19 protein-coding genes are annotated in these 20,154 nt (G+C 70.5%); 9 read left to right on the top strand and 10 right to left on the bottom strand.

All coding sequences use genetic code 11. The features are described from left to right. Positions 1 to 108: 108 nt before the first annotated feature. On the top strand, positions 109 to 789 hold the full coding sequence (locus tag ACGFWI_RS24935; protein ID WP_030086430.1) for a response regulator transcription factor: 681 nt from the start codon (positions 109 to 111) through the stop codon (positions 787 to 789). A gap of 6 nt (positions 790 to 795) precedes the next feature. Continuing rightward, entirely contained in the window at positions 796 to 2,043 is a 1,248-nt protein-coding gene (locus ACGFWI_RS24930; protein WP_393908233.1) for an ATP-binding protein, read from the top strand. 46 nt (positions 2,044 to 2,089) lie between these two features. On the opposite strand, the gene ACGFWI_RS24925 is transcribed toward ACGFWI_RS24930, so the two are convergent. Together ACGFWI_RS24925 and ACGFWI_RS24920 are read right to left on the bottom strand one after the other, a co-directional pair. Next, positions 2,090 to 2,599, bottom strand: a complete 510-nt coding sequence (locus ACGFWI_RS24925) for a GtrA family protein (RefSeq protein WP_393908232.1) — start codon at positions 2,597 to 2,599, stop codon at positions 2,090 to 2,092. Between the two features lie 156 nt (positions 2,600 to 2,755). Further along, on the bottom strand, positions 2,756 to 3,169 hold the full coding sequence (locus ACGFWI_RS24920) for a hypothetical protein (protein WP_393908231.1): 414 nt from the start codon (positions 3,167 to 3,169) through the stop codon (positions 2,756 to 2,758). Between the two features lie 165 nt (positions 3,170 to 3,334). Between ACGFWI_RS24920 and ACGFWI_RS24915 the strand changes: the two genes are divergently transcribed. The 3 genes from ACGFWI_RS24915 to ACGFWI_RS24905 all read left to right on the top strand — a co-directional run bounded on the left by ACGFWI_RS24915 (position 3,335) and on the right by ACGFWI_RS24905 (position 6,272). After that, on the top strand, positions 3,335 to 4,474 hold the full coding sequence (locus ACGFWI_RS24915) for a 5-(carboxyamino)imidazole ribonucleotide synthase (protein WP_393908230.1): 1,140 nt from the start codon (positions 3,335 to 3,337) through the stop codon (positions 4,472 to 4,474). A gap of 110 nt (positions 4,475 to 4,584) precedes the next feature. Beyond that, a complete protein-coding gene (gene purE, locus ACGFWI_RS24910) occupies positions 4,585 to 5,088 on the top strand; it encodes a 5-(carboxyamino)imidazole ribonucleotide mutase (protein ID WP_393908333.1) in 504 nt (167 codons plus the stop codon). Then, on the top strand, positions 5,085 to 6,272 hold the full coding sequence (locus ACGFWI_RS24905) for a dipeptidase (RefSeq protein ID WP_393908229.1): 1,188 nt from the start codon (positions 5,085 to 5,087) through the stop codon (positions 6,270 to 6,272). The genes purE and ACGFWI_RS24905 overlap by 4 nt, the downstream gene beginning before the upstream one ends. A 1-nt stretch (position 6,273) precedes the next feature. Here the strand turns inward: ACGFWI_RS24905 and ACGFWI_RS24900 are convergent, their stop codons facing one another. Continuing rightward, a complete protein-coding gene (locus tag ACGFWI_RS24900) occupies positions 6,274 to 6,645 on the bottom strand; it encodes a VOC family protein (RefSeq protein ID WP_393908228.1) in 372 nt (123 codons plus the stop codon). A 74-nt stretch (positions 6,646 to 6,719) separates the two neighbouring features. Between ACGFWI_RS24900 and ACGFWI_RS24895 the strand changes: the two genes are divergently transcribed. After that, a complete protein-coding gene (locus ACGFWI_RS24895) occupies positions 6,720 to 7,283 on the top strand; it encodes a CGNR zinc finger domain-containing protein (RefSeq protein WP_393908227.1) in 564 nt (187 codons plus the stop codon). 12 nt (positions 7,284 to 7,295) lie between these two features. On the opposite strand, the gene ACGFWI_RS24890 is transcribed toward ACGFWI_RS24895, so the two are convergent. Continuing rightward, positions 7,296 to 8,636 (bottom strand): UDP-glucose dehydrogenase family protein, encoded by a 1,341-nt coding sequence (locus ACGFWI_RS24890; RefSeq protein ID WP_393908226.1) that lies wholly within the window; start codon positions 8,634 to 8,636, stop codon positions 7,296 to 7,298. 276 nt (positions 8,637 to 8,912) lie between these two features. Here ACGFWI_RS24890 and ACGFWI_RS24885 point away from each other — a divergent pair, with 276 nt between their 5' ends. After that, positions 8,913 to 10,088 carry an acyl-CoA dehydrogenase family protein gene (locus ACGFWI_RS24885; RefSeq protein ID WP_393908225.1) on the top strand — a complete coding sequence of 392 codons (1,176 nt, stop codon included), beginning with the start codon at positions 8,913 to 8,915 and terminating at the stop codon, positions 10,086 to 10,088. A 73-nt stretch (positions 10,089 to 10,161) separates the two neighbouring features. Here ACGFWI_RS24885 and ACGFWI_RS24880 read toward each other — a convergent pair whose 3' ends face one another. Further along, positions 10,162 to 11,457 carry an LCP family protein gene (locus ACGFWI_RS24880; RefSeq protein ID WP_393908224.1) on the bottom strand — a complete coding sequence of 432 codons (1,296 nt, stop codon included), beginning with the start codon at positions 11,455 to 11,457 and terminating at the stop codon, positions 10,162 to 10,164. Positions 11,458 to 11,729: 272 nt separating this feature from the next. Here ACGFWI_RS24880 and ACGFWI_RS24875 point away from each other — a divergent pair, with 272 nt between their 5' ends. Further along, entirely contained in the window at positions 11,730 to 12,284 is a 555-nt protein-coding gene (locus ACGFWI_RS24875; protein ID WP_393908223.1) for an acyl-CoA thioesterase, read from the top strand. Here the strand turns inward: ACGFWI_RS24875 and ACGFWI_RS24870 are convergent. The 3 genes from ACGFWI_RS24870 to ACGFWI_RS24860 form a co-directional block, all read right to left on the bottom strand. Next, positions 12,235 to 12,819, bottom strand: coding sequence for a VanZ family protein (locus tag ACGFWI_RS24870; protein ID WP_393908222.1), 585 nt, complete (start codon positions 12,817 to 12,819; stop codon positions 12,235 to 12,237). The genes ACGFWI_RS24875 and ACGFWI_RS24870 overlap by 50 nt on opposite strands. A gap of 29 nt (positions 12,820 to 12,848) precedes the next feature. After that, positions 12,849 to 13,307 carry a hypothetical protein gene (locus tag ACGFWI_RS24865; RefSeq protein WP_393908221.1) on the bottom strand — a complete coding sequence of 153 codons (459 nt, stop codon included), beginning with the start codon at positions 13,305 to 13,307 and terminating at the stop codon, positions 12,849 to 12,851. Between the two features lie 100 nt (positions 13,308 to 13,407). Continuing rightward, positions 13,408 to 14,865 (bottom strand): LCP family protein, encoded by a 1,458-nt coding sequence (locus ACGFWI_RS24860; protein WP_393908220.1) that lies wholly within the window; start codon positions 14,863 to 14,865, stop codon positions 13,408 to 13,410. Positions 14,866 to 15,142: 277 nt separating this feature from the next. Between ACGFWI_RS24860 and ACGFWI_RS24855 the strand changes: the two genes are divergently transcribed. After that, a complete protein-coding gene (locus ACGFWI_RS24855) occupies positions 15,143 to 16,174 on the top strand; it encodes a glycosyltransferase family 2 protein (RefSeq protein ID WP_393908219.1) in 1,032 nt (343 codons plus the stop codon). A gap of 253 nt (positions 16,175 to 16,427) precedes the next feature. Here ACGFWI_RS24855 and ACGFWI_RS24850 read toward each other — a convergent pair whose 3' ends face one another. Then, the gene (locus ACGFWI_RS24850; protein WP_393908218.1) at positions 16,428 to 18,122 is read right to left on the bottom strand and encodes an LCP family protein; all 1,695 of its coding nucleotides are present in this window, start codon (positions 18,120 to 18,122) and stop codon (positions 16,428 to 16,430) included. 71 nt (positions 18,123 to 18,193) lie between these two features. Beyond that, complete coding sequence (locus tag ACGFWI_RS24845) at positions 18,194 to 19,942, bottom strand: LCP family protein (protein WP_393908217.1); 1,749 nt, start codon at positions 19,940 to 19,942, stop codon at positions 18,194 to 18,196. Between the last annotated feature and the right edge of the window lie 212 nt (positions 19,943 to 20,154).

Here is a 20,154-nt window from a genome sequence, read left to right as displayed (position 1 = left end):
CTCGCGCGCGCCCGGGGCGTGCCCAGCTCACAGTGCAGGAACGGTCCGTCGTCAGCCATCCGCGCTGGTCCGCCCCTCGGCCCGGATACATCGGACTACCATCGGCCCATGACCCGTGTACTGCTCGCCGAGGATGACGCGTCCATCTCGGAGCCGCTCGCCCGCGCACTGCGCCGCGAGGGTTACGAAGTCGAGGTGCGCGAGGACGGCCCGACGGCGCTCGACGCCGGTCTCCAGGGCAATATCGACCTCGTCGTCCTGGACCTGGGACTGCCCGGCATGGACGGCCTGGAGGTCGCCCGCCGGCTGCGCAACGAAGGCCATTCCTTCCCCATCCTGGTGCTGACCGCCCGCGCCGACGAGGTGGACACCGTCGTGGGCCTGGACGCCGGCGCCGACGACTACGTCACCAAGCCCTTCCGGCTCGCCGAACTCCTCGCCCGCGTACGGGCCCTGCTGCGCCGCGGCTCCACCGCCGAGCCCCAGCAGCCGCCCGCCACCCACGGCGTACGGATCGATGTCGAGTCGCACCGTGCCTGGATGGGGGACGAGGAACTCCAGCTCACGGCGAAGGAGTTCGACCTGCTGCGGGTCCTGGTGCGGGACGCCGGCCGGGTCGTCACCCGCGACCAGCTGATGCGCGAGGTCTGGGACACCACCTGGTGGTCGTCCACGAAGACGCTCGACATGCATATCTCCTGGCTGCGCAAGAAGCTCGGGGACGACGCCGCCAACCCCCGCTACATCGCCACCGTCCGCGGAGTCGGCTTCCGCTTCGAGAAGAGCTAGGGGCCCGTGCGCCGCCGCCTGATCAACTCCACGCTCGCCGTGGTGCTCGTCGTGATCGCCGTCTTCGGTGTCTCGCTCGTCATCGTCGAGACCCGCACCATCCAGGCCGGTGCCCAGGAGAGCGTGGCGTCCGAGGCGGTCCGGCTGGTCGGGATAGTGGAGAGCCGGCTGGGCAGCGGCGAGAAGATCACCCCGGACATCCTCTCCGAGCAGATCACCGCCAAGCGGTACGCGAAGATCAAGGTGCCCGGCAAGGCGCCGATCGAGATCGGGAAGCGGCCCTCGGGCACGGTCATCCAGTCGGAGGTGCGCGGCGACCGCGGTGAGTCGGTCACCGTCCAGGCATCCCGCTCCATGGTCAGTGCGGAGATCGGCCGCACGCTGCTGGTCATTCTGGCCGTGGCGCTGCTGGCGATCATCGCGGCCGTCATCCTGGCCGTCCGCCAGGGCCGCCGGCTGACCGCGCCGCTCACCGACCTCGCCGAGACCGCCGAGCGGCTCGGCTCCGGTGACCCCCGTCCCCGCCACCGCCGCTACGGCGTCCAGGAGCTGGACCGGGTCGCCGATGTGCTGGACGGCAGCGCCGAGCGGATCGCGCGGATGCTGACCGCCGAGCGGCGGCTGGCCGCGGACGCCTCGCACCAGCTGCGGACGCCGCTGACCGCGCTGTCCATGCGGCTGGAGGAGATCACCCTCACCGACGATCCGGACACCGTGAAGGAAGAGGCCACCATCGCGCTGGCGCAGGTGGAGCGGCTGACGGATGTCGTCCAGCGGCTGCTGACCAATTCACGGGACCCGCGCAGCGGCTCCGCGGTCGCCTTCGACCTGGACGAGGTCGTCAAGCAGCAGATCGAGGAGTGGCGGCCGGCCTACCGCAGCGCGGGGCGGGCCATCGTCCGCTCCGGCAAGAAGGGGCTGCGGGCCGTCGGCACACCGGGCGCGGTCGCCCAGGTGCTGGCCACCCTCATCGAGAACTCGCTGATGCACGGCGACGGAACGGTCGCGCTGCGTATCCGCGTCACCGGCAATCAGGCGGTCGTCGAGGTCACCGACGCCGGGCCAGGGGTCCCGCCGGACCTCGGCTCGCGGGTCTTCGAGCGCACGGTGTCCGGCCGGAACTCCACCGGGCTCGGGCTGGCCGTGGCACGGGATCTGGCGGAGGCGGACGGCGGGCGGCTGGAGCTGCTCCAGCAGCATCCCCCGGTCTTTGCGCTCTTCCTGGCCCGGGAGGCGGAGCCCGCCGAGGAGTGAGGCAGCGGCTGCCGGTGCGCCCTGCGGGGCCCGGCGTGGCCCCGGGCTACTTCCGGGAGGCGCTGCGCGGGCGCTCCGAGCCGTCGGCGAGGAAGGACTCGGCGGTCTCCACGGCCTCCCGCGCGGGCAGCGCACGGAAGACCCAGGTGCGGTAGGACCAGAAGCGGAAGAGCGTGGCGAGGCCGATGCCGAGGAACTTGAAGATGTTGCTCTGCAGCGCGCTGTCCCAGTGGAACCCGTACGTCGCGACGTAGAGCAGACCGTTCTCGATCACCAGGCCGACCGCGCTGAACAGCAGGAAGAGCGTCAGCTCCTTGGTCCGGCCCTGCTTGTCGCGGTCACGGTAGGTGAAGTAGCGGTAGCCGAGATAGTTGGTGCCGGTCGCCACGACCGTCGCGATGATGCTGGCCCGGACGACGGGTACCTCGGTCAGATGCCGCACGAGGTTGAACACCGCGAAGTTGACCACGACCCCCACCCCGCCGACCGCCCCGAACTTCGCCACCTCGCGAAGGAGCGCCTCCAGCCTCGACCGCAGTGCGCTCCGTTCACTCATGGTGATCGTTCAGCTCCCGTCATGGGCGGTGTCCGCGGCCGTCAACCCTGGTCCGCTCCCTCATGCTAACCAGGGGCGGAGAGCGGTGCCTGCCATCTGTCAGGTCCGTGCGCAACGCCTCGCGGTCCGATCGGGTCAGCCGACGGTGACGACTGATCAGCCGACGGTGACACGGAAGTTGAGGCTGCGGGCGCCCTTCTCGTCGGCCGCGCCGGTGCCGCAGCGCCGGCAGCGCAGCAGCCGTAAGTCCGTACGGCCCGGGTGCACGGCCTCGAAGGCGAGGTAGCGGGCGGTGCCGGGGCCGTCCGGGGGCGGGCCGCCGGCGGCCTTGAGGACGGCCGGGTCGGGGCGGGGTTCGGCGATGATCCAGCGGTAGCCGTCGGCGGAGTCGTCGGAGACCTGCACGCTGAAGTGGTCACCGGCGGAGACGGAGATCTCGGTGTCGTCCGCGTCATAGATCCTGGGTGCGGATAACTGGCTGAAAACGGAGTGCAGGGCGATCAGCAGCGCGGCGATCGCGACGACGATCACCAGCCTCCTGGAGCCCCCTGATATGTCGCTGTTCTCCATCCGGCCTCCCCTTTTGCCGGGCCCGCCCCGGGCGCCGGCCCCGCACCCCGGCCCGAGAGTAACCGCCCGTGCCGATCTTCCCTCGGCGCTCTTCGAACGTGCGAACTCGGAGGATCATCCAAGCCCGAGTCGGGGGCAGTCGTGCCGTACGGATACCCTGGGGGCGTGACGTTCCCGGTAGTCGGCATGGTCGGCGGCGGTCAGCTCGCCCGTATGACCCACGAGGCGGGTATCCCCCTCGGCATCAAATTCAAGCTCCTCAGCGACACTCCGCAGGATTCGGCGGCTCAGGTGGTCGGTGATGTCGTCATCGGCGACTACCGCGATCTGGACACGCTGCGTGCCTTCGCCCGTGGCTGCGATGTGATCACGTTCGATCACGAGCATGTTCCCACCGAGCATTTGCGGGCGCTGGAGGCCGACGGCATCCCCGTACGGCCCGGTCCCGATGCGCTGGTGCACGCTCAGGACAAGGGGGTGATGCGGGCGAAGCTGGACGCGATCGGCGTGCCCTGTCCGCGGCACCGCATCGTCTCCGACCCCGCCGATGTCGAGCGGTTCGCGGCGGAGGGCGCGGGGTTCCCGGTGATCCTCAAGACCGTCCGCGGGGGCTATGACGGCAAGGGCGTCTGGGTCGTGCGATCCTCCAAGGAGGCCGCCGAGCCGTTCCGTGCCGGGGTGCCCGTCCTCGCGGAGGAAAAGGTTGATTTCAGCCGCGAACTGGCCGCCAACATCGTCCGCTCCCCGCACGGCCAGGCCGTCGCCTACCCGGTCGTGGAGTCCATCCAGGTCGACGGCGTCTGCGACACCGTGATCGCGCCGGCGCCCGGCCTCGACCCGGAGCTGGCGGGCCAGGCCCAGGAGCTGGCGCTGCGCATCGCCAAGGAGCTGGACGTCGTCGGGCATCTGGCCGTCGAGCTCTTCGAGACCGCCGATGGCCGCATCCTGGTCAACGAGCTCGCCATGCGCCCGCACAACTCCGGCCACTGGAGCCAGGACGGCGCGATCACCTCGCAGTTCGCCAACCACGTCCGTGCCGTGCTCGACCTCCCGCTCGGTGATCCGCGCCCGCGCGCCCGCTGGACGGTGATGGCCAACGTCCTCGGCGGCGACTACCCCGACATGTACTACGCGTACCTGCATTGCATGGCGCGGGACCCGCAGTTGAAGATCCATATGTACGGGAAGGACGTGAAGCCCGGCCGTAAGGTCGGCCACGTCAACACCTACGGCGACGACCTGGCGGATGTGCGCGAGCGCGCCGCGCACGCCGCCGGCTATCTGCGAGGAACGATCACCGAATGACGCCCAGCACTCCCCCGGCTACCGCTGGGCGGTCCCCCCAGCCCGACCCCCGCCCCGCAACGAACGCCGACGCGCGCCCCGCCACTCCGTCCCCCGTGGTCGGCATCGTCATGGGCTCCGACTCCGACTGGCCCGTCATGGAGGCCGCCGCGCAGGCCCTCGACGAGTTCGAGATCCCCTACGAGGTCGATGTCGTCTCGGCGCACCGCATGCCGCGCGAGATGATCGCGTACGGGGAGGAAGCGGCCGACCGCGGCCTGAAGGCGATCATCGCGGGTGCCGGGGGCGCGGCCCACCTCCCCGGAATGCTCGCCTCCGTCTCCCCGCTGCCGGTCATCGGTGTCCCGGTCCCGCTGAAGTACCTCGACGGGATGGACTCGCTGCTGTCCATCGTGCAGATGCCGGCCGGGGTGCCGGTCGCCACCGTCTCGGTCGGCGGAGCCCGTAACGCCGGGCTGCTGGCCGCCCGGATCCTCGCCACCCAGGACGCCGAACTCCTCGGCCGGATGCGGGAGTTCCAGCAGGAGCTGAACGACCAGGCCACCGAGAAGGGCAAGCGGCTGCGCAACAAGGTCGCCTCTCCGGCCGGGTTCGGCTTCGGGGGCGGTAAGTGAGCTCATCCCTGGATGCCGCAAGGGATCTGCTCGCCCGCTGGCCCGTCGTCGACGGCCACAACGACCTGCCCTGGGCGCTGCGCGAGCAGGTCCGCTACGACCTCGACCGGCGCGACATCGCCGCCGACCAGTCCGCGCACCTCCACACCGACCTGCCGCGGCTGCGGGCCGGCGGCGTCGGCGCCCAGTTCTGGTCGGTGTACGTACGTGCCGACTACGCGGGCGACAAGGCCGTCAGCGCCACCCTCGAACAGATCGATGTGGTGCGGGAACTGGTCGCCCGCCACCCCGACGCGCTGCGCCTTGCGCACACCGCCGACGACATGGAGGCGGCCCGCGCCGACGGCCGGATCGCTTCCCTCATGGGCGCCGAGGGCGGCCACTCCATCCACAACTCGCTGGCCACCCTGCGCGCGCTGCACGACCTGGGCGTGCGCTACATGACGCTCACCCACAACGACACCCTCGACTGGGCGGACTCCGCGACCGACGAGCCGCGCCACAACGGGCTGTCGGCGTTCGGTGCGGAGGTCGTCCGTGAGATGAACCGCTGCGGGATGCTGGTCGACCTCTCGCACGTCTCGGCCGACACCATGCGCGATGCGCTGCGGGTCACCACCGCGCCGGTGATCTTCTCGCACTCCTCTGCACGCGCCGTCTGCGACCATCCGCGCAACATCCCCGACGACGTGCTGGCACAGCTGCCCGCCAACGGCGGTGTCGCGATGGCCACGTTCGTGCCGAAGTTCGTGCTGCCGGCCGCCGTCGAATGGACGCAGCGCGCCGACGAGAACATGCGGGCCCACGGTCTGCACCACCTCGACACCACCGAGGCGGGCATGACGGTCCATCGGGCCTTCGAAGCCGCCCACCCCCGCCCGATGGCCACCGCGGCCACCGTCGCCGATCACCTCGACCACATGCGCGAGGTCGCCGGCGTCGACCACATCGGCATCGGCGGCGACTTCGACGGCACCGCCTTCACCCCGGCCGACCTGGCCGATGTCGCCGGCTACCCGAACCTGATCGCCGAGCTGCTGGACCGCAAGTGGTCCGAGGCCGACCTGGCCAGGCTCACCTGGCAGAACGCCGTCCGCACGCTGCGCGCCGCCGAGGACGTGGCGCGCGCCGAGCAGCAGCGGCGCGGCCCGTCCCACGCGACGATCGAGCAGCTGGACGGCTGACTCAGCTATTGCAGAGACAGAGGCAGAACGGGTGCCCGGCCGGGTCGAGATAGACCCGGAAGTCGCGCCCGTCCTCGTCGCGCTGGACCAGCTTCGCTCCCAGCGCGACGACCTTGTCCTCCGCCGCGTCGATGTCCGCACGCGTGACGTCGAAGTCGAGATGCAGCTGCTGCGGCACCTCCTGGCCCGGCCACTGCGGCGGCCGGTAGTCGGCCACCCGCTGGAAGGCGAGGGCGCGGCCCTCCGGCCCGGCGACCTCGACCCAATCGCCGCCCCCTTCCACCCGCCAGCCGAGCATCTCCGCGTAGAAGTCCGCGAGTGCCTGCGGGTCGGGACAGTCCAGTGCGACAACACCGAGCTTGATCAGGCCCATGGCGTTACCTCATCATCGCTTCAACCGGTAACCTCGTTACTGCATAATGGCGATGTATCGGTAACGTGGCAAGGGTGGCATCCCGATCAGCACCGGATTCCCTGCTGTTGGTGCAGGACCTGGTGAACACCCTCGACATCGAGACCGGTGCGGACGCGTTGTGCGCCGACGGCGGCCTCGGTGCCTTCCTGCATGACCACGGTGAGCCTGAACTCGCCCCGGGCCGCGGTGAGCCGGCGGCGCTCGAAGAGCTGCGGGAGCTGCGCGAGGCGCTCCGGGAGGTCTGTCTGGCGCACACCGCCGGCACCGCCGTGCCCGAGCGGACCGCCCGGACGCTGGACCGGCTGCTGGCCGCCGCCCCCCTCGTCCTGTCCGTACACCCCGACGGCGGCGCCGCACTGCGCCCGGTCGCCGGGCTCCGGGGCGCCGCGCACCTCACCGCCCGTATCGCGGCGGGCATCGCGACCGCGGTCGCGGACGGCACCTGGAGCCGGCTCAAGGCCTGCGAGGCCCACGACTGCCGCTGGGTCTTCTACGACAAGAGCCCGGCCGGCCGCAGCCGCTGGTGCACCATGGCGGTCTGCGGCAGCCGGGCGAAGATGCGGACCTACCGCGCCAGACGCGCGGAGTCCGGTTAGCCGGGCCGGGGGTCAGGCCCGGGGGCGGCCCAGTGCGCGGTAGGTCCAGCCCGCCTTGCGCCACAGCTCCGGGTCCAGGGCATTACGGCCGTCCAGGATGCGGCGCTCGGCGACCACCTCGCCCAGGGCGGCCGGGTCCAGCTCACGGAACTCGCGCCACTCCGTCAGATGCAGCACCACATCTGCGCCGCGCACCGCCTCCAGCGCGCTGTCCGCGTACGCCAGCGTCGGGAAGAGCCGCCGGGCGTTCTCCATGCCCTTGGGGTCGTACACGGTCACCTGGCCGCCCTGGAGGTGGATCTGGCCGGCGACATTGAGCGCGGGGGAGTCGCGGACGTCGTCCGAGTCCGGCTTGAAGGTCGCCCCCAGAACGGCGACCCGCTTGCCGAGGAAGCCGCCGCCGACCGCGTCCCGGGTCAGCTCGACCATGTGACCGCGGCGCCGCATGTTGATCGAGTCGATCTCGCGCAGGAACGTCAGCGCCTGGTCGGCACCCAGCTCACCGGCGCGCGCCATGAAGGCCCGCAGGTCCTTGGGCAGACAGCCGCCGCCGAAGCCGATACCGGCCCGCAGGAACTTCTTGCCGATCCGGTCGTCGTGCCCGATGGCCTCGGCGAGCTTCACCACATCGCCGTCGGCCGCCTCGCAGACCTCCGCCATGGCGTTGATGAAGGAGATCTTCGTCGCCAGGAAGGAGTTGGCCGAGGTCTTCACCAGCTCGGACGTCGGGTAGTCCATGACGATGAACGGCGAGCCCTCGGCGACCGGGGCGGCGTACACCTCGCGCAGCAGCTCCTCGGCCCGCTCACCGGCCACACCCACGACGATCCGGTCCGGGTGCAGGGTGTCCTTGACGGCGAAACCCTCGCGCAGGAACTCCGGGTTCCAGGCCAGCTCGGCGGCGGCGCCCGCCGGGGCGGCCGCGGTGAGCCGCTCGGCGAGCCGGGCCGCGCTGCCCACCGGCACCGTCGACTTGCCGACCACCAGGGCGGGCCGGGTCAGATGCGGAGCCAGCGCGTCGAAGGCGCTCTCCACGTACGACATGTCACAGGCGTACTCACCGTGCTTCTGCGGGGTGTTCACACAGACGAAGTGGACATCGCCGAAGGCGCCGGCCTCCTCGTAGGAGGTGGTGAAGCGCAGCCGGCCGGTCGACCCCTCGATCCCCGCGACATGGCGGCGCAGCAGCTCCTCCAGGCCGGGCTCGTACATCGGGACCTCGCCCCGCTGCAGCATCTCGATCTTCTCGGGCACCACATCGAGCCCCAGCACCTCGAAGCCCAGCTCGGCCATGGCCGCGGCGTGGGTCGCGCCGAGGTAGCCGGTGCCGATCACGGTGATCTTGAGGGCCATGGATGCTCCAAACAGGCGGGGTGCGGCGCGGAGTGCCGGCGTTGAGGGTCGGTGGTCGGTCGGCGGTGGCCGGGTGGTGGTCGGGCTGAGGAAAACGGCGCTGACCGAGCATAGTCGGGCCTGGCAGGGCCTCCTCCAGCCGTCGCGCGAGCAGGTCTGTAACTGTCGGCAACCTCACGTATCCGCAGGCCGGTGCGGACGCCTAGAATCCGGAGAGGTAAAGGGTTACTTAACGGTAGTTAGCACTGCCGACAGCTCACAGGGGAGTGAGAAAGCGTGGCGGGAACCGCTGATTTCGATCTGTACCGGCCGTCCGAGGAGCACGACATGCTCCGCGAGTCGGTGCGCTCGCTCGCCGAGGCGAAAATCGCGCCGTTCGCCGCCGCGGTGGACGAGGAGGCCCGCTTCCCGCAGGAAGCGCTCGACGCACTGGTCGCCAACGATCTGCACGCCGTCCACGTACCGGAGGCCTACGGCGGTGCCGGCGCCGATGCGCTGGCGACCGTCATCGTCATCGAGGAGGTGGCCCGCGTCTGCGGTTCGTCCTCCCTCATACCGGCGGTCAACAAGCTCGGTTCGCTCCCGGTGATCCTCTCGGGCTCCGAGGAACTGAAGGCGAAGTACCTGGGCCCGCTGGCCAAGGGCGACACGATGTTCTCGTACTGCCTGAGCGAGCCGGACGCCGGCTCCGACGCGGCCGGAATGAAGACCAAGGCCGTCCGCGACGGTGACCACTACATCCTCAACGGCGTCAAGCGCTGGATCACCAACGCCGGTGTCAGCGACTCCTACACGGTGATGGCCGTCACCGACCCGGAGAAGCGCTCCAAGGGCATCTCGGCCTTCGTCGTCGAGAAGGGGGACGAAAGCGTCTCGTTCGGCGCCCCGGAGCGGAAGCTCGGCATCAAGGGCTCCCCGACCCGCGAGGTCTACCTCGACAACGTCCGGATCCCGGCCGACCGCATGATCGGCGCGGAGGGCACCGGCTTCGCCACCGCCATGAAGACCCTGGACCACACCCGTATCACCATCGCGGCCCAGGCCCTCGGCATCGCCCAGGGCGCACTGGACTACGCCAAGGGCTATGTCCAGGAGCGCAAGCAGTTCGGCAAGCCGATCGGCGACTTCCAGGGCGTCCAGTTCATGCTCGCCGACATGGCCATGAAGGTGGAGGCGGCCCGTCAGCTCACCTACGCCGCCGCGGCCAGGTCCGAGCGGATCTCCGCCGGCGGCAAGAACGAGGACCTGACGTTCTTCGGCGCCGCGGCCAAGTGCTACGCCTCGGACGCCGCCATGGAGATCACCACGGACGCCGTCCAGCTGCTCGGCGGCTACGGCTACACCCGTGACTACCCGGTCGAGCGGATGATGCGGGACGCCAAGATCACGCAGATCTACGAGGGCACCAACCAGGTCCAGCGGATCGTGATGGCGCGCAACCTGCCGCAGTAAGCGGCACGGCGCAGCGCGAGGGGCCCCGGACCGCCACTGCGGTCCGGGGCCCCTCGCGCTGTCGGGCTCTCGGTCAGTTGCCGGAGACCGTGACCTTCTCGTCGTTGTTCAGCTGCTGGACGAGCTGCCGGAGCTTGGCCTTGTCCCAGACCAGGTTGCCGCCGGTGCTGCCGGAGATCGGCATGTTCATCGACTTGCCCTCGCCGCCGGTCACGCCCTTCATCGCGAAGAACATGTTGCCCAGGGACCACAGGCTCATGTCCTTGTCGACGATGAGGGTGTCCAGGCCGGCGCTCATCGTCGGGTAGAGCTTGAAGGGGTTGAGGACGGTACTGGGAGTGGCGGTCTGGCTCGCCAGGGTCGCCAGGAACTTCTGCTGGTTCTTCGTCCGGTCCAGGTCCTGGCCGGCGAAGGCGTGCCGGGTCCGGACGAAGGCGAGCGCCTGCTGGCCGTTCAGCGTCTGCTTGCCGGCCGGGAAGTCGGCGCCGGAGTTCTTGTCCTTGAACGCCTTGGGGATGTCCATCTCGACGCCGCCGATGGCGTCCACGATGCCGGCGAAGCCGGCGAAGCCGATCTCGACGTAGTGGTCGATGTGCAGCTTGGTGTTGAACTCGACGGTGCGCACCAGCAGCTCGGGGCCGTCCTCGGCGTAGGCCGCGTTGAGCTTGGTGTGCCGCCCGGTGCCCGGGTACTTCTTGCCGGAGTCCGAGCCGACGAAGGAGGGTATCTCCACGTCCGAGTCACGCGGCAGGGATATCAGCGTCGGGCCGTTGCTGCCGTCGTGCAGGATCATCATGGAGTCGGTGCGCTTGCCCTCGGCGGAGCCGGTGTGCAGCTTCTGCTTTTCCGCCGCCGACATGCCCTCGCGGCTGTCCGAGCCGACGATCAGGTAGTTCGTGCCGTCGCCCGTCGCCGGCCGGTCGATGACCTTGCTCAGGTCCACCTGGCGGCGGAGCTTGCCGTCGGCCCAGAAGTAGGTGGCCACCGAGGCGACCGCCAGCACCGCGACCAGGGTGATGACCGTCCACTTGATGCGCCGGCCCCAGCGGGGGCGCGGCCGGCCGCCGCGGCCGGAGCCGTAGCCGTCGTCGTAGCCGTCATCGCCACCGCGGCCGCCGCCGTAGACCTGGCCGGTGTTGTAGCCGTCGTATGCGTCGTCGTAGCCCTGGGACTGCTGCGGCGGCACGCTTGCGCCCCGGTGTGGGGACATCGACGGCGGCAGCGGAGGCTCGTGCCGCTGATAGCCGGGGCCCGCGTCGCGACGCACCTGTGGCATCGCGCGCGCACCCTCCGCCTCGGCGCTGCCGCTGCCGTGTCCGTACCGGTTGCCGCTCTGGTCGCCGGACCACCCATTGGGCCACTCATTCATACGGGGAAGTGTGCATGCCCTACGGGGCTCCTCCATAGAGCGGGTGCGGGATCGGGCCAGGGCTGTTGCAGAGCTGATGCAAAGCTACGGCGGCCTTCCGGCGCATACCGCAAGGGGCCATGACCATTCCGACCTGCACGAATGGAAGCAACCATTCCGGATGGTTTCCGGCGAGACGGGTGAGACCTGCATCACGGACCTGGGCAAATGGCGAGACCAGTCTCACGATTGGTGCGGAGCAGTGCCCTGCGACCGCCGCTTAGGCTGGCTGTATGACCGAACTCGTCACCGAAAGCCCCGAGGGCGAGATGGTGGGCAAGCCCACGTCCGTGTCCCGCATCACACTCAGCCACATCATGACGGCGGGTGACACGAACCTCCTGGGAACGGTGCACGGCGGCGTGATCATGAAACTCGTCGACGACGCGGCGGGCGCGGTGGCCGGACGCCATTCCGGCGGGCCCGCCGTGACCGCCTCCATGGACGAGATGGCCTTCCTCGAACCCATCCGGATCGGTGACCTCGTCCATGTGCGCGCCCAGGTCAACTGGACCGGCCGCTCCTCGATGGAGGTCGGCGTACGGGTCCTGGCCGAGCGCTGGAACGAATCCACCCCGGCCCAGCAGGTCGGCTCCGCCTACCTGGTCTTCGCCGCCGTCGACGAGCAGGGCAAGCCGCGCCGGGTGCCGCCGGTGATCCCCGAGACCGAGCGCGACAAGCGCCGCTACCAGGAGGCGCAGATCCGCCGGACGCACCGCCTCGCCCGGCGACGCGCGATCATGGAGCTGCGCGAACGGCGCGCCGCGGAAGGCCTCGACGACGCATAGCGGCGGCGACCGCCAGCTGCCCGAGCAGCGCCAGGCCCGCGCCGATGACGGTGCCGGCCGCCGCACAGATCACATCGTCGATATCGGCCACCCGCCCGGCCCGCATCAGCAGCTGGGCCGTCTCGATGACCAAGCACAGCCCCACGCCCAGCAGAAACGCCACGGCGGCCGAGGCCCGCGGCGCCGCGAACCTCAGCAGCACCGATGCGGGCACGAACAGCGCGGCATTGGCGATCTGCCGGCGCACCAGCATCGTCAGCTCCCCGGGCTCCAGCTGCGCACCCAGATCGAACAGCCCGTCACCGGGCCGCCACCACACCGTCGCGTCCCCGGAGCCGATCGGCTGGCTCGGCGCGAGCGTCGCCACCAGGAGCAGCAGCAGCCAGCCGGTCAGCAGCATCCGGGCCGTGGTGCGGGGCGCGCCGCCGCCGGGGGTGAGCGCCGTCCACAGGGCGAACGCCATGGCCATGGCCAGCGCCAGGACCAGGAAGAGCGCCACCGTGGTGGGGGTGACGCCCAGCACAACCTGCCACACGATGCGCCCCTTTCAGGACATCCAGGACATCAACTGCAGCTCCACTTCGTGACGTAGACCGTCTCGCCACGCTCCATGACGCCCCGGATGCACTCATCCGCGAGCATCTCCACCCGGCCGCTCAGCACGACCGCGCCGCCCTGTGTCCGCCGGGTGCCGAACCAGCCGGGGAAGGCGGTGATCCGGTCGTTCTTGCGCTGATAACCCAGCCGCACGAGGATCTCGGCGAGGCCGGCCGCCGGCCCGTGCCGCCGGTAGGCCGCGGTGTACGTACCGTCGGCCCCCACCGGGCCGCGCAGACACAGCTGGCCGCGCACCAGATCCCCGCAGCCGGTCGGTGCGGGGGGCGCCGGCGGCGCCGCGGCGGCGGTCGCCGCGACCAGGCACATCGCCGTGATGGCCACCGCGATCCGGCGCGCGTCGCAGCGGGCGTCCGGGCGGCGCACGGGCGGCCTGGACGCGGTCCGGCGGGGTGCGGGGACGCTCATGCCGCAGCCTCGCTTCGCTCGGCCTCACCTGCGCGAGGCGCGCACCCTCGGAGGAAGATCCACCGGCCTCCGGCCGGGGAGACCCCCATGCTGCGCTCGGTCATGGGCACACTGCCTCATCACCGGTGATCGCCGAGATCCCACCGGGCTTCTGCGGCGGCTCCTCGGCCCGTACCCGCTGCACCGCCTGGCGGTCCTGGCCAACCGTCACCTGCATCACCGGCCCCCGCCCGGCCACCGGCCGCAGCTCGGCGCCCGGCAGCGCGGCGGCCAGCGAGCGGGCCGAGCGGTCCCAGCGCGGGTCGTAGGCGATGACCGTACGGGGCGCCCTGGCGACGGGGGAGCTGTCGGGGGCGGCGGTGGTGGCAAAGCCGGTGGCCTGCAATTCCCTGACCATCGTGGCGCCCGGACCGCCCGGGTCGCCGCCGTGGTCGACCTGCACCTGGACCTGCCCCGGCGGTACGTCCACGACCCTGGCCCGCGGCTCCTTGCGGTCCCGGCGCACCGCGATCGGCTTGTCCTCGCGGATCGCCTGGAAGAGCTTCGGCGCCTGCACCGGATCCCATCGCACGGTCGAGCCGACGCCCGGCACCGGCTGGGCCACATCGCCCAGCGGCACGGAGGTGAACTCCGAGGACGAGGGGGTGAAGCCGCGCATCGCCTGCCCGAGGTCGACCAGGTCATTGGCCTCGAAGCCCGAGTCGGCCCGTACGGACTTGAGCATCGTGTCGGCGACGTCCCGGAAACGGATCGGGTTCATCAGCACTCCGGAGGAGGTGATCTTGTGGATGAGGGCGGCCAGGAAGCGCTGCTGGCGCTGCATCCGGCCGAGGTCGGCGGAGCCGTCGACATGCCGCGAGCGCACGTACTGCAGCGCCTGCCCGCCGTTGAGCCGCGACTTGCCGACCGGCAGATCCAGGCCCGTATAGCTGTCGCGCAGCGGCCGTACGGTGCAGATCTCCACCCCGCCCACCGCGTCCACGCTGCGCATGAAGCTGGTGAAGTCGACCTCCAGATAGTGGTCGATATGCACCCCCGTCATGTGCTCGACGGTCCGCACGGTGAGGTTGGGCCCGCCCTCGGCGTAGGCCGCGTTCAGCTTGATGGCGTGCTTCGCGCGCTGTCGGCCGGTGACCGCGTCCGTATGCGCGGGGACCTCGGCGTAGGAGTCGCGGGGGAGGCTGACCACGCTGGCGCGGTCCCGGTCGGCGGAGAGGTGCACCAGCATCAGGGTGTCGGTGCAGTGACAGGGTGCGCCGCCCAGGTGGTACTTCCGCTTCTCGTCGGGGGTGAGCTTGTCGCGCCCGTCCGTGCCGACGACCAGGAAGTTCAGTCCGTCGCCGCCCCCGGGCCGGTTGCTCATCCCCTTGAAGGCGTCCACCCGGCCGATACCGCTCTCCACGCCGGTGACCATGGCGTGCCCGACGCCGCTCGCGGCCAGCAGCAGCACGGACGTGACGGCGCCGATCCGCAGCCCCCAGCGCGGGCCCGGTGGGCGCGGGCTCGGCCGGGCGGCTCGGCGCCTGGCCGGACGGGGGGAGCGGAACGGCGCGGTCACGGGGGACACCTCCGCGGCTGGACGGGCGTGCTCGGTGCCCGGCGGGGGGAGCAGGTCAGGGCCGGGGGAGAAGGCAAACATGGGCGAATCAGGCGAGAACACCGTAGGTCCATATGATCGGATGTAAAGCGCCACACGCCGGGCATGCGTCGCTCGCCCACCCGGCTGCGTCCGACGCTGTCCCCCATTCGCGGTAACGTGAGCCGCGATACTGCAGTCTCCCGGCGGGCGCTGCCGTCGCTGGCGGCTCCGCCGCGGGCCGTACCCCTGAGGAACCATGCCGCAGCAGCAGCCCCCGGCCGTCTCCGTGATCATGCCGGTGCTCAATGAGGAACGTCACCTGCGCAATTCGGTCCGGCACATCCTGGAACAGGAGTACGCCGGTGAGATGGAGGTGGTGATCGCCCTCGGTCCGTCCGCGGACCGTACGGACGAGATCGCCGCCGAGCTCGTCGCCGAAGACGCCCGGGTGCACACGGTGCCGAACCCCACCGGCCGTACCCCCGCCGCGCTGAACGCCGCGATCAAGGCGTCCCGGCACCCGGTCGTGGTCCGTGTCGACGGCCACGGCATGCTCTCGCCGAACTACATCGCCACCGCCGTGCGCCTCCTGGAGGAGACCGGCGCCGCGAATGTCGGCGGCATCATGCACGCCGAGGGGGAGAACGCCTGGGAGGACGCGGTCGCCGCCGCGATGACCTCCAGGATCGGTGTGGGCAATGCCGCCTTCCACACGGGCGGGCAGGCGGGAGCTGCCGAGACGGTCTATCTCGGGGTGTTCCGGCGCGAGGCGCTGGAGCAGCAGGGCGGCTACAACGAGGAGTTCATCCGTGCCCAGGACTGGGAGCTGAACTTCCGTATCCGTGAGGCCGGCGGGCAGGTCTGGTTCTCGCCCGAGCTGCGGGTGCAGTACCGCCCGCGGCCGAGCATCAAGGCGCTGGCCAAGCAGTACAAGGACTACGGCAAGTGGCGCCATGTCGTGGCCCGTTACCACGCCGGTTCGATCAATCTGCGCTATCTCGCGCCGCCGACCGCGGTGTGCGCCATCGCGGCGGGCCTGGTGGCCGGCGCTGCGGTCACCCCCTGGGCCCTGGTCGTCCCGGCCGGCTATCTCGCGGCCATCGCTGCGGGGTCGGTGCCCGCCGGCAAGGGCCTGTCGCTCAAGGCGCGCGCCCAGGTCCCCCTCGCCCTGGCCACCATGCACATGGCCTGGGGCGTGGGCTTCCTGACCAGCCCCCGCTCCCTCGCCAAGAGGGTCATCGCCAGCCGCCGCCCGGCGGTCATGGCTCCGGCGGGCGGGGCCGAGTAGGTCCTGGCGGGCGGGGCCGAGCAGGGCCGGCTTCCGGGGCCGAGGCTGACCGGCCGGGTTTCCGCGGCCGGGGCGGAGCAGCCGGGTTTCCGCGGCCGGGGCTGACCGGCCGGGTTTCCGCGGCCGGGGCGGAGCAGCCGGCCCGGCCTCCTGCGGGAACCTCCCCTCTACACCCGCCCACCCCCCGAAGGGGGGTGGGCGGCGGGGAAAAAACAAGCAGGGGCCGCCGGCAGCCCTGAAAGGTGTCTGCGGATCAGAAGGCGTACTGCGGATTCACCTTCATGCAGGCCTTGGAGTCCTCGCCGTTGAGCGCATCCGCGCTGTCCGGCGCCTTGTCGGCGCCCTTCTCGTCGCCCGACTTCTTCGGGTACGCCGAGCCGTTACGCCAGTCGTTGCCGACCACCAGCCGCATCCCGGTGGCCGAACTGGACTCCCGGACCGCGCCCTTGGGCAGTCCGAGCGCCTTCGCCAGCGCCAGGGCGTCGCCCCGCTGACCCTTGTCCCGGTACGTGAGGGTGGTGTCGGCCTGGGTGGTGAGCGCGGAGTCGGTCCCTGCCGCGGTGTAGCCGAGGCCGGACAGCCGCTGCTGGACGACCGACGCGCGGCCGGAGACCGGCCCGTTCACCGTGCTGTTGGTGCCGTTCTGCACCACAACTTTCAGCCGGCCCTTGGGAGTTGACGGCTCGGGGTCCGGCGTCGCCTTCTTCTTCTTGTCCTTGCCGTCCAGCGCGGTGTCGTTGCGCAGCAGCGCGAAGGTCGCCTCCGCGTCGCCGGGCTTGGGCATGACGTACGACTCGTCGGAGCTGTACTGCCAGGGCATGGTGACCATCGTGATGCGCTTGGTCGGCACCCGGTTGAGGTCGCCGCCCAGGTCGTAGAGCTTCTTGACGGTGTCGAGCCCGTTGTCGACGGTCAGCGACTTGGTCGCGGCCTCCGCCAGATCACGCAGCTGCCCCGGGTCGGTGAGCTTGGTGCCCTTCTTCAGCTGGCGGACCATCGAGTTCATGTACATGTGCTGGGCCTTGGCCCGGCCGATGTCGGTGTTGTCCTCGAAGCCGTAGCGGGTGCGCAGCCACTGCAGCGCCTGGATGCCCTTGACGGAGTGGGTGCCCTTGGTGAGCCTCAGCCCGCTGCCGTGGCCCTTGCTGTCGTGCGAATAGACGTTGTTGTCGACGCAGACCGGGACACCGCCGATGGCGTCCGCCATGTCCACCACGCCGGAGAAGTCGACCATCATGAAGTGGTCGATGTAGACGCCGGTCAGCTCCTGCCAGGTGGCGAGGGTGCAGCCCGGACCGCCGTGCTGGAGCGACTGGTTGATGGCCGCGGAGGTCTGCCGAAAGACCTCGTGGGTCTTCGGGTCCGTGCACTGCGGGATCGTCACCCGGGTGTCCCGCGGGATGGAGATCACCGACATGTTGCTGCGGTCCGCGGAGACGTGCAGCAGCATCTGCACGTCGGCGAGCGGCTTGCGGTCCGCGTCCTGCCGGGCGCCGCCGAGCTTGATGTTCGCCTTACTGTTCCGGCCGTCCGAGCCCAGCAGCAGGATGTTCAGCGGGCTCTGCCCGAAGGCGTTGGGGTCCGGCTTCTTCAGGCCGTCCCCGCCCAGGGACCGCGGGGCCTTGCGGAGGTTCGCGTTGAGGTGCTCGTAGTACCAGTACCCGGCGCCCGCGCCGCCCACTATCAGGACGGAGAGGGTGAGGGCGGTCCAGCGCAGCACCTTGCGGCCCTTGCCGCGGCGCGGCGGGCCCCCTTTGCGGTGCCCGCCGCCCCCTGCGGGGCCGTTGCCGTCACCGGAGGACACACCGCCGCCCGCGGGGGGCGTCCAGCCGGGTGCGTCCGGCGGCAGCCCCTTGTCCTCGTACAGACCGTCGTCCCAGCCCAGCTCCTGTGCATCCGGCTGGCGTCGCCGGCGTGATCGGTCACCACGCACACTGCTCTGCCGCATCTGGCCCTCTCCCCGTTGTCCGTCCGATGGTGCGCTCGGCGCCTCGGCGGGGCGGCCGGATCCCGCTCAGGTCACTTCGCGCAGATGTTCTTGTCATCTGCATTGACGTTCTGCACCCCGTCCGGGGTTTCGGTCGGTGCCTCGACCGGTGAGCCCGGTGCCTTGAAGTCCTTGCCGAGGACGAGCTTCATCGGCTCGCGGTCACCGGCGTTCTGCGACGACTTCTTCAGCGCGCTCTTGGGCAGCCCCATCCAGTCGGCCAGAGTGGCGGCCTGGTCGGCCTGGTTGGGCGCGTATTCGAGGCGGGTGGCGGCCAGCTTCGCCGGGGCGTTGCCCGCGTTGGTGGAGAGCTTGGCGGCCTTGCTGTTCTGCAGCCAGTCCACCGTCTCCTGCGCCGAACCGATCGGCCCGCCGCCGTTGGTGACGTCGACCCGTACCTGCTCGGGCGGGGCCTTCTTCACCGGACCGGACTTCTTGCCCTTGCCCTTCTTGCCCTTGGCCAGGGTGTGGTCGGCCCGGACCATCGCGAACAGCGGGTCCGCCTTGGTCTTGTCGAGGATGACGGTGGCCGGGTCCTTGGGGTTGTCCAGCACCGGCACCGTGGCGAAGGTGACCTTGTCGATGTCGACCTTCTTGAGGTCGGTACCGAAGTCCAGCAGCTTGCTCGCGGAACCGATACCGGTGTCGACGGTGAGCGCCTTGGTCGCCGCCTGGCTGACGTCGTAGAGCTTGCCGGGGCTGCTGAAGGCGCTGGACTTCAGCTTGCGGATCAGCGAGCTGAGGAACTGCTGCTGCAGCTCGATACGGCTCAGGTCGCTGCCGAAGCCGACGGTGTGCCGGGTACGGACGAACGCCAGCGCCTGCTCGCCCTTGACGATGTGCCGGCCGGCCTTCAACTTCAGGTGCGACTTGGGGTCGTTGATGTCCTTGCCCGCACACACCTCGACGCCGTCGACCGCGTTGGACAGCTCCTTGACCGCGTTGAAGTCGGCCATCATGAAGTGATTTATCTTCAGCCCGGTCAGCTTCTCGACGGTGCGCCAGGTGCAGCCGGGGTCCCGGCCCTCCTGGCCCAGGCTGGTGTTGAAGCGCACCCCCTGCTCGCCGGGGATGTTCTTCGTCGAGTCGTCCTTCTGCTTCGTCGGACATTTCGGGATGTCGGTGATCATGTCGCGCGGGATGCTCAGCGCGGTGGCGTTCGACCGGTCCTTGGAGATGTGCATCAGGATCGTGGTGTCCGCGTGCCCCACGCTGCCGGCGTCGCCGTAGCCCGCATTGCCCTTCCCGGAGCGGGAGTCCGTCCCGATGATGAGGACGTTGACCGGGCCGTCGGAGACCGCGTCGTTCTCCACGCCGACATCGACCTTGGAGATGTTGCCGTTCAGCTGCTGGTAGAGGTAGAACGCCCCACCGCAGCCGGCGACGAGGACGAAGCCCACCACACCGGCCGTCCAGTACAGCGCCTTCTTCTTCCCGGACTTCTGCGGCTTGCGCTTCCGGCGGCTCGCCGGGCCCGCGGCCGACGCCGTACGGCTGCCGGCCGCCCGCCGGGCCGCCCGCCCGCCACCGGGGCGTTCGTCGGCATCGGTGCTCTCGCCCCGGCGGCCGCGCTGGGTCGGCAGCGGCCGGGTGTCGGTGTCGCCGCCCGACTTGCTCGCGGCACGTCTGGAGCCGGCCGTCTTGCGGTCGGCGGGCCGAGCGGCGCCTTGACCGGCAGGGTCAAGTCGCAGCTCGTAATTGCCGGTGTTCGGGTCGAACACCCACTGATCGGCGGGGTCGACATTGTTGTCGCCCGCCCGCCCACGGCCTTGCGCGTCCACGGTGCCTTAAGTCCTCCGTCGGTGCCACGCGGCGCCATCCCCTCAAGGCGCTCGGTCGGTCGATCGTGCATTGCATGGTCATCGGTCAGCTGGTCCTGCGACCGGATCGCACACACTATCCGCCCAGTTCAGCGCCCCGCGACGCTCGTGACAAATTCCACTTGCCTACAACTGGGCAATCCGCCCAATCCATTCGAGTCACCAGGCGTACT

Source organism: Streptomyces sp. NPDC048434 (assembly GCF_043200375.1).
Lineage (GTDB): Bacteria > Actinomycetota > Actinomycetes > Streptomycetales > Streptomycetaceae > Streptomyces.
Note: the sequence above shows the minus strand (reverse complement) of the source record. Positions and strands in the feature narration are given on the sequence as shown.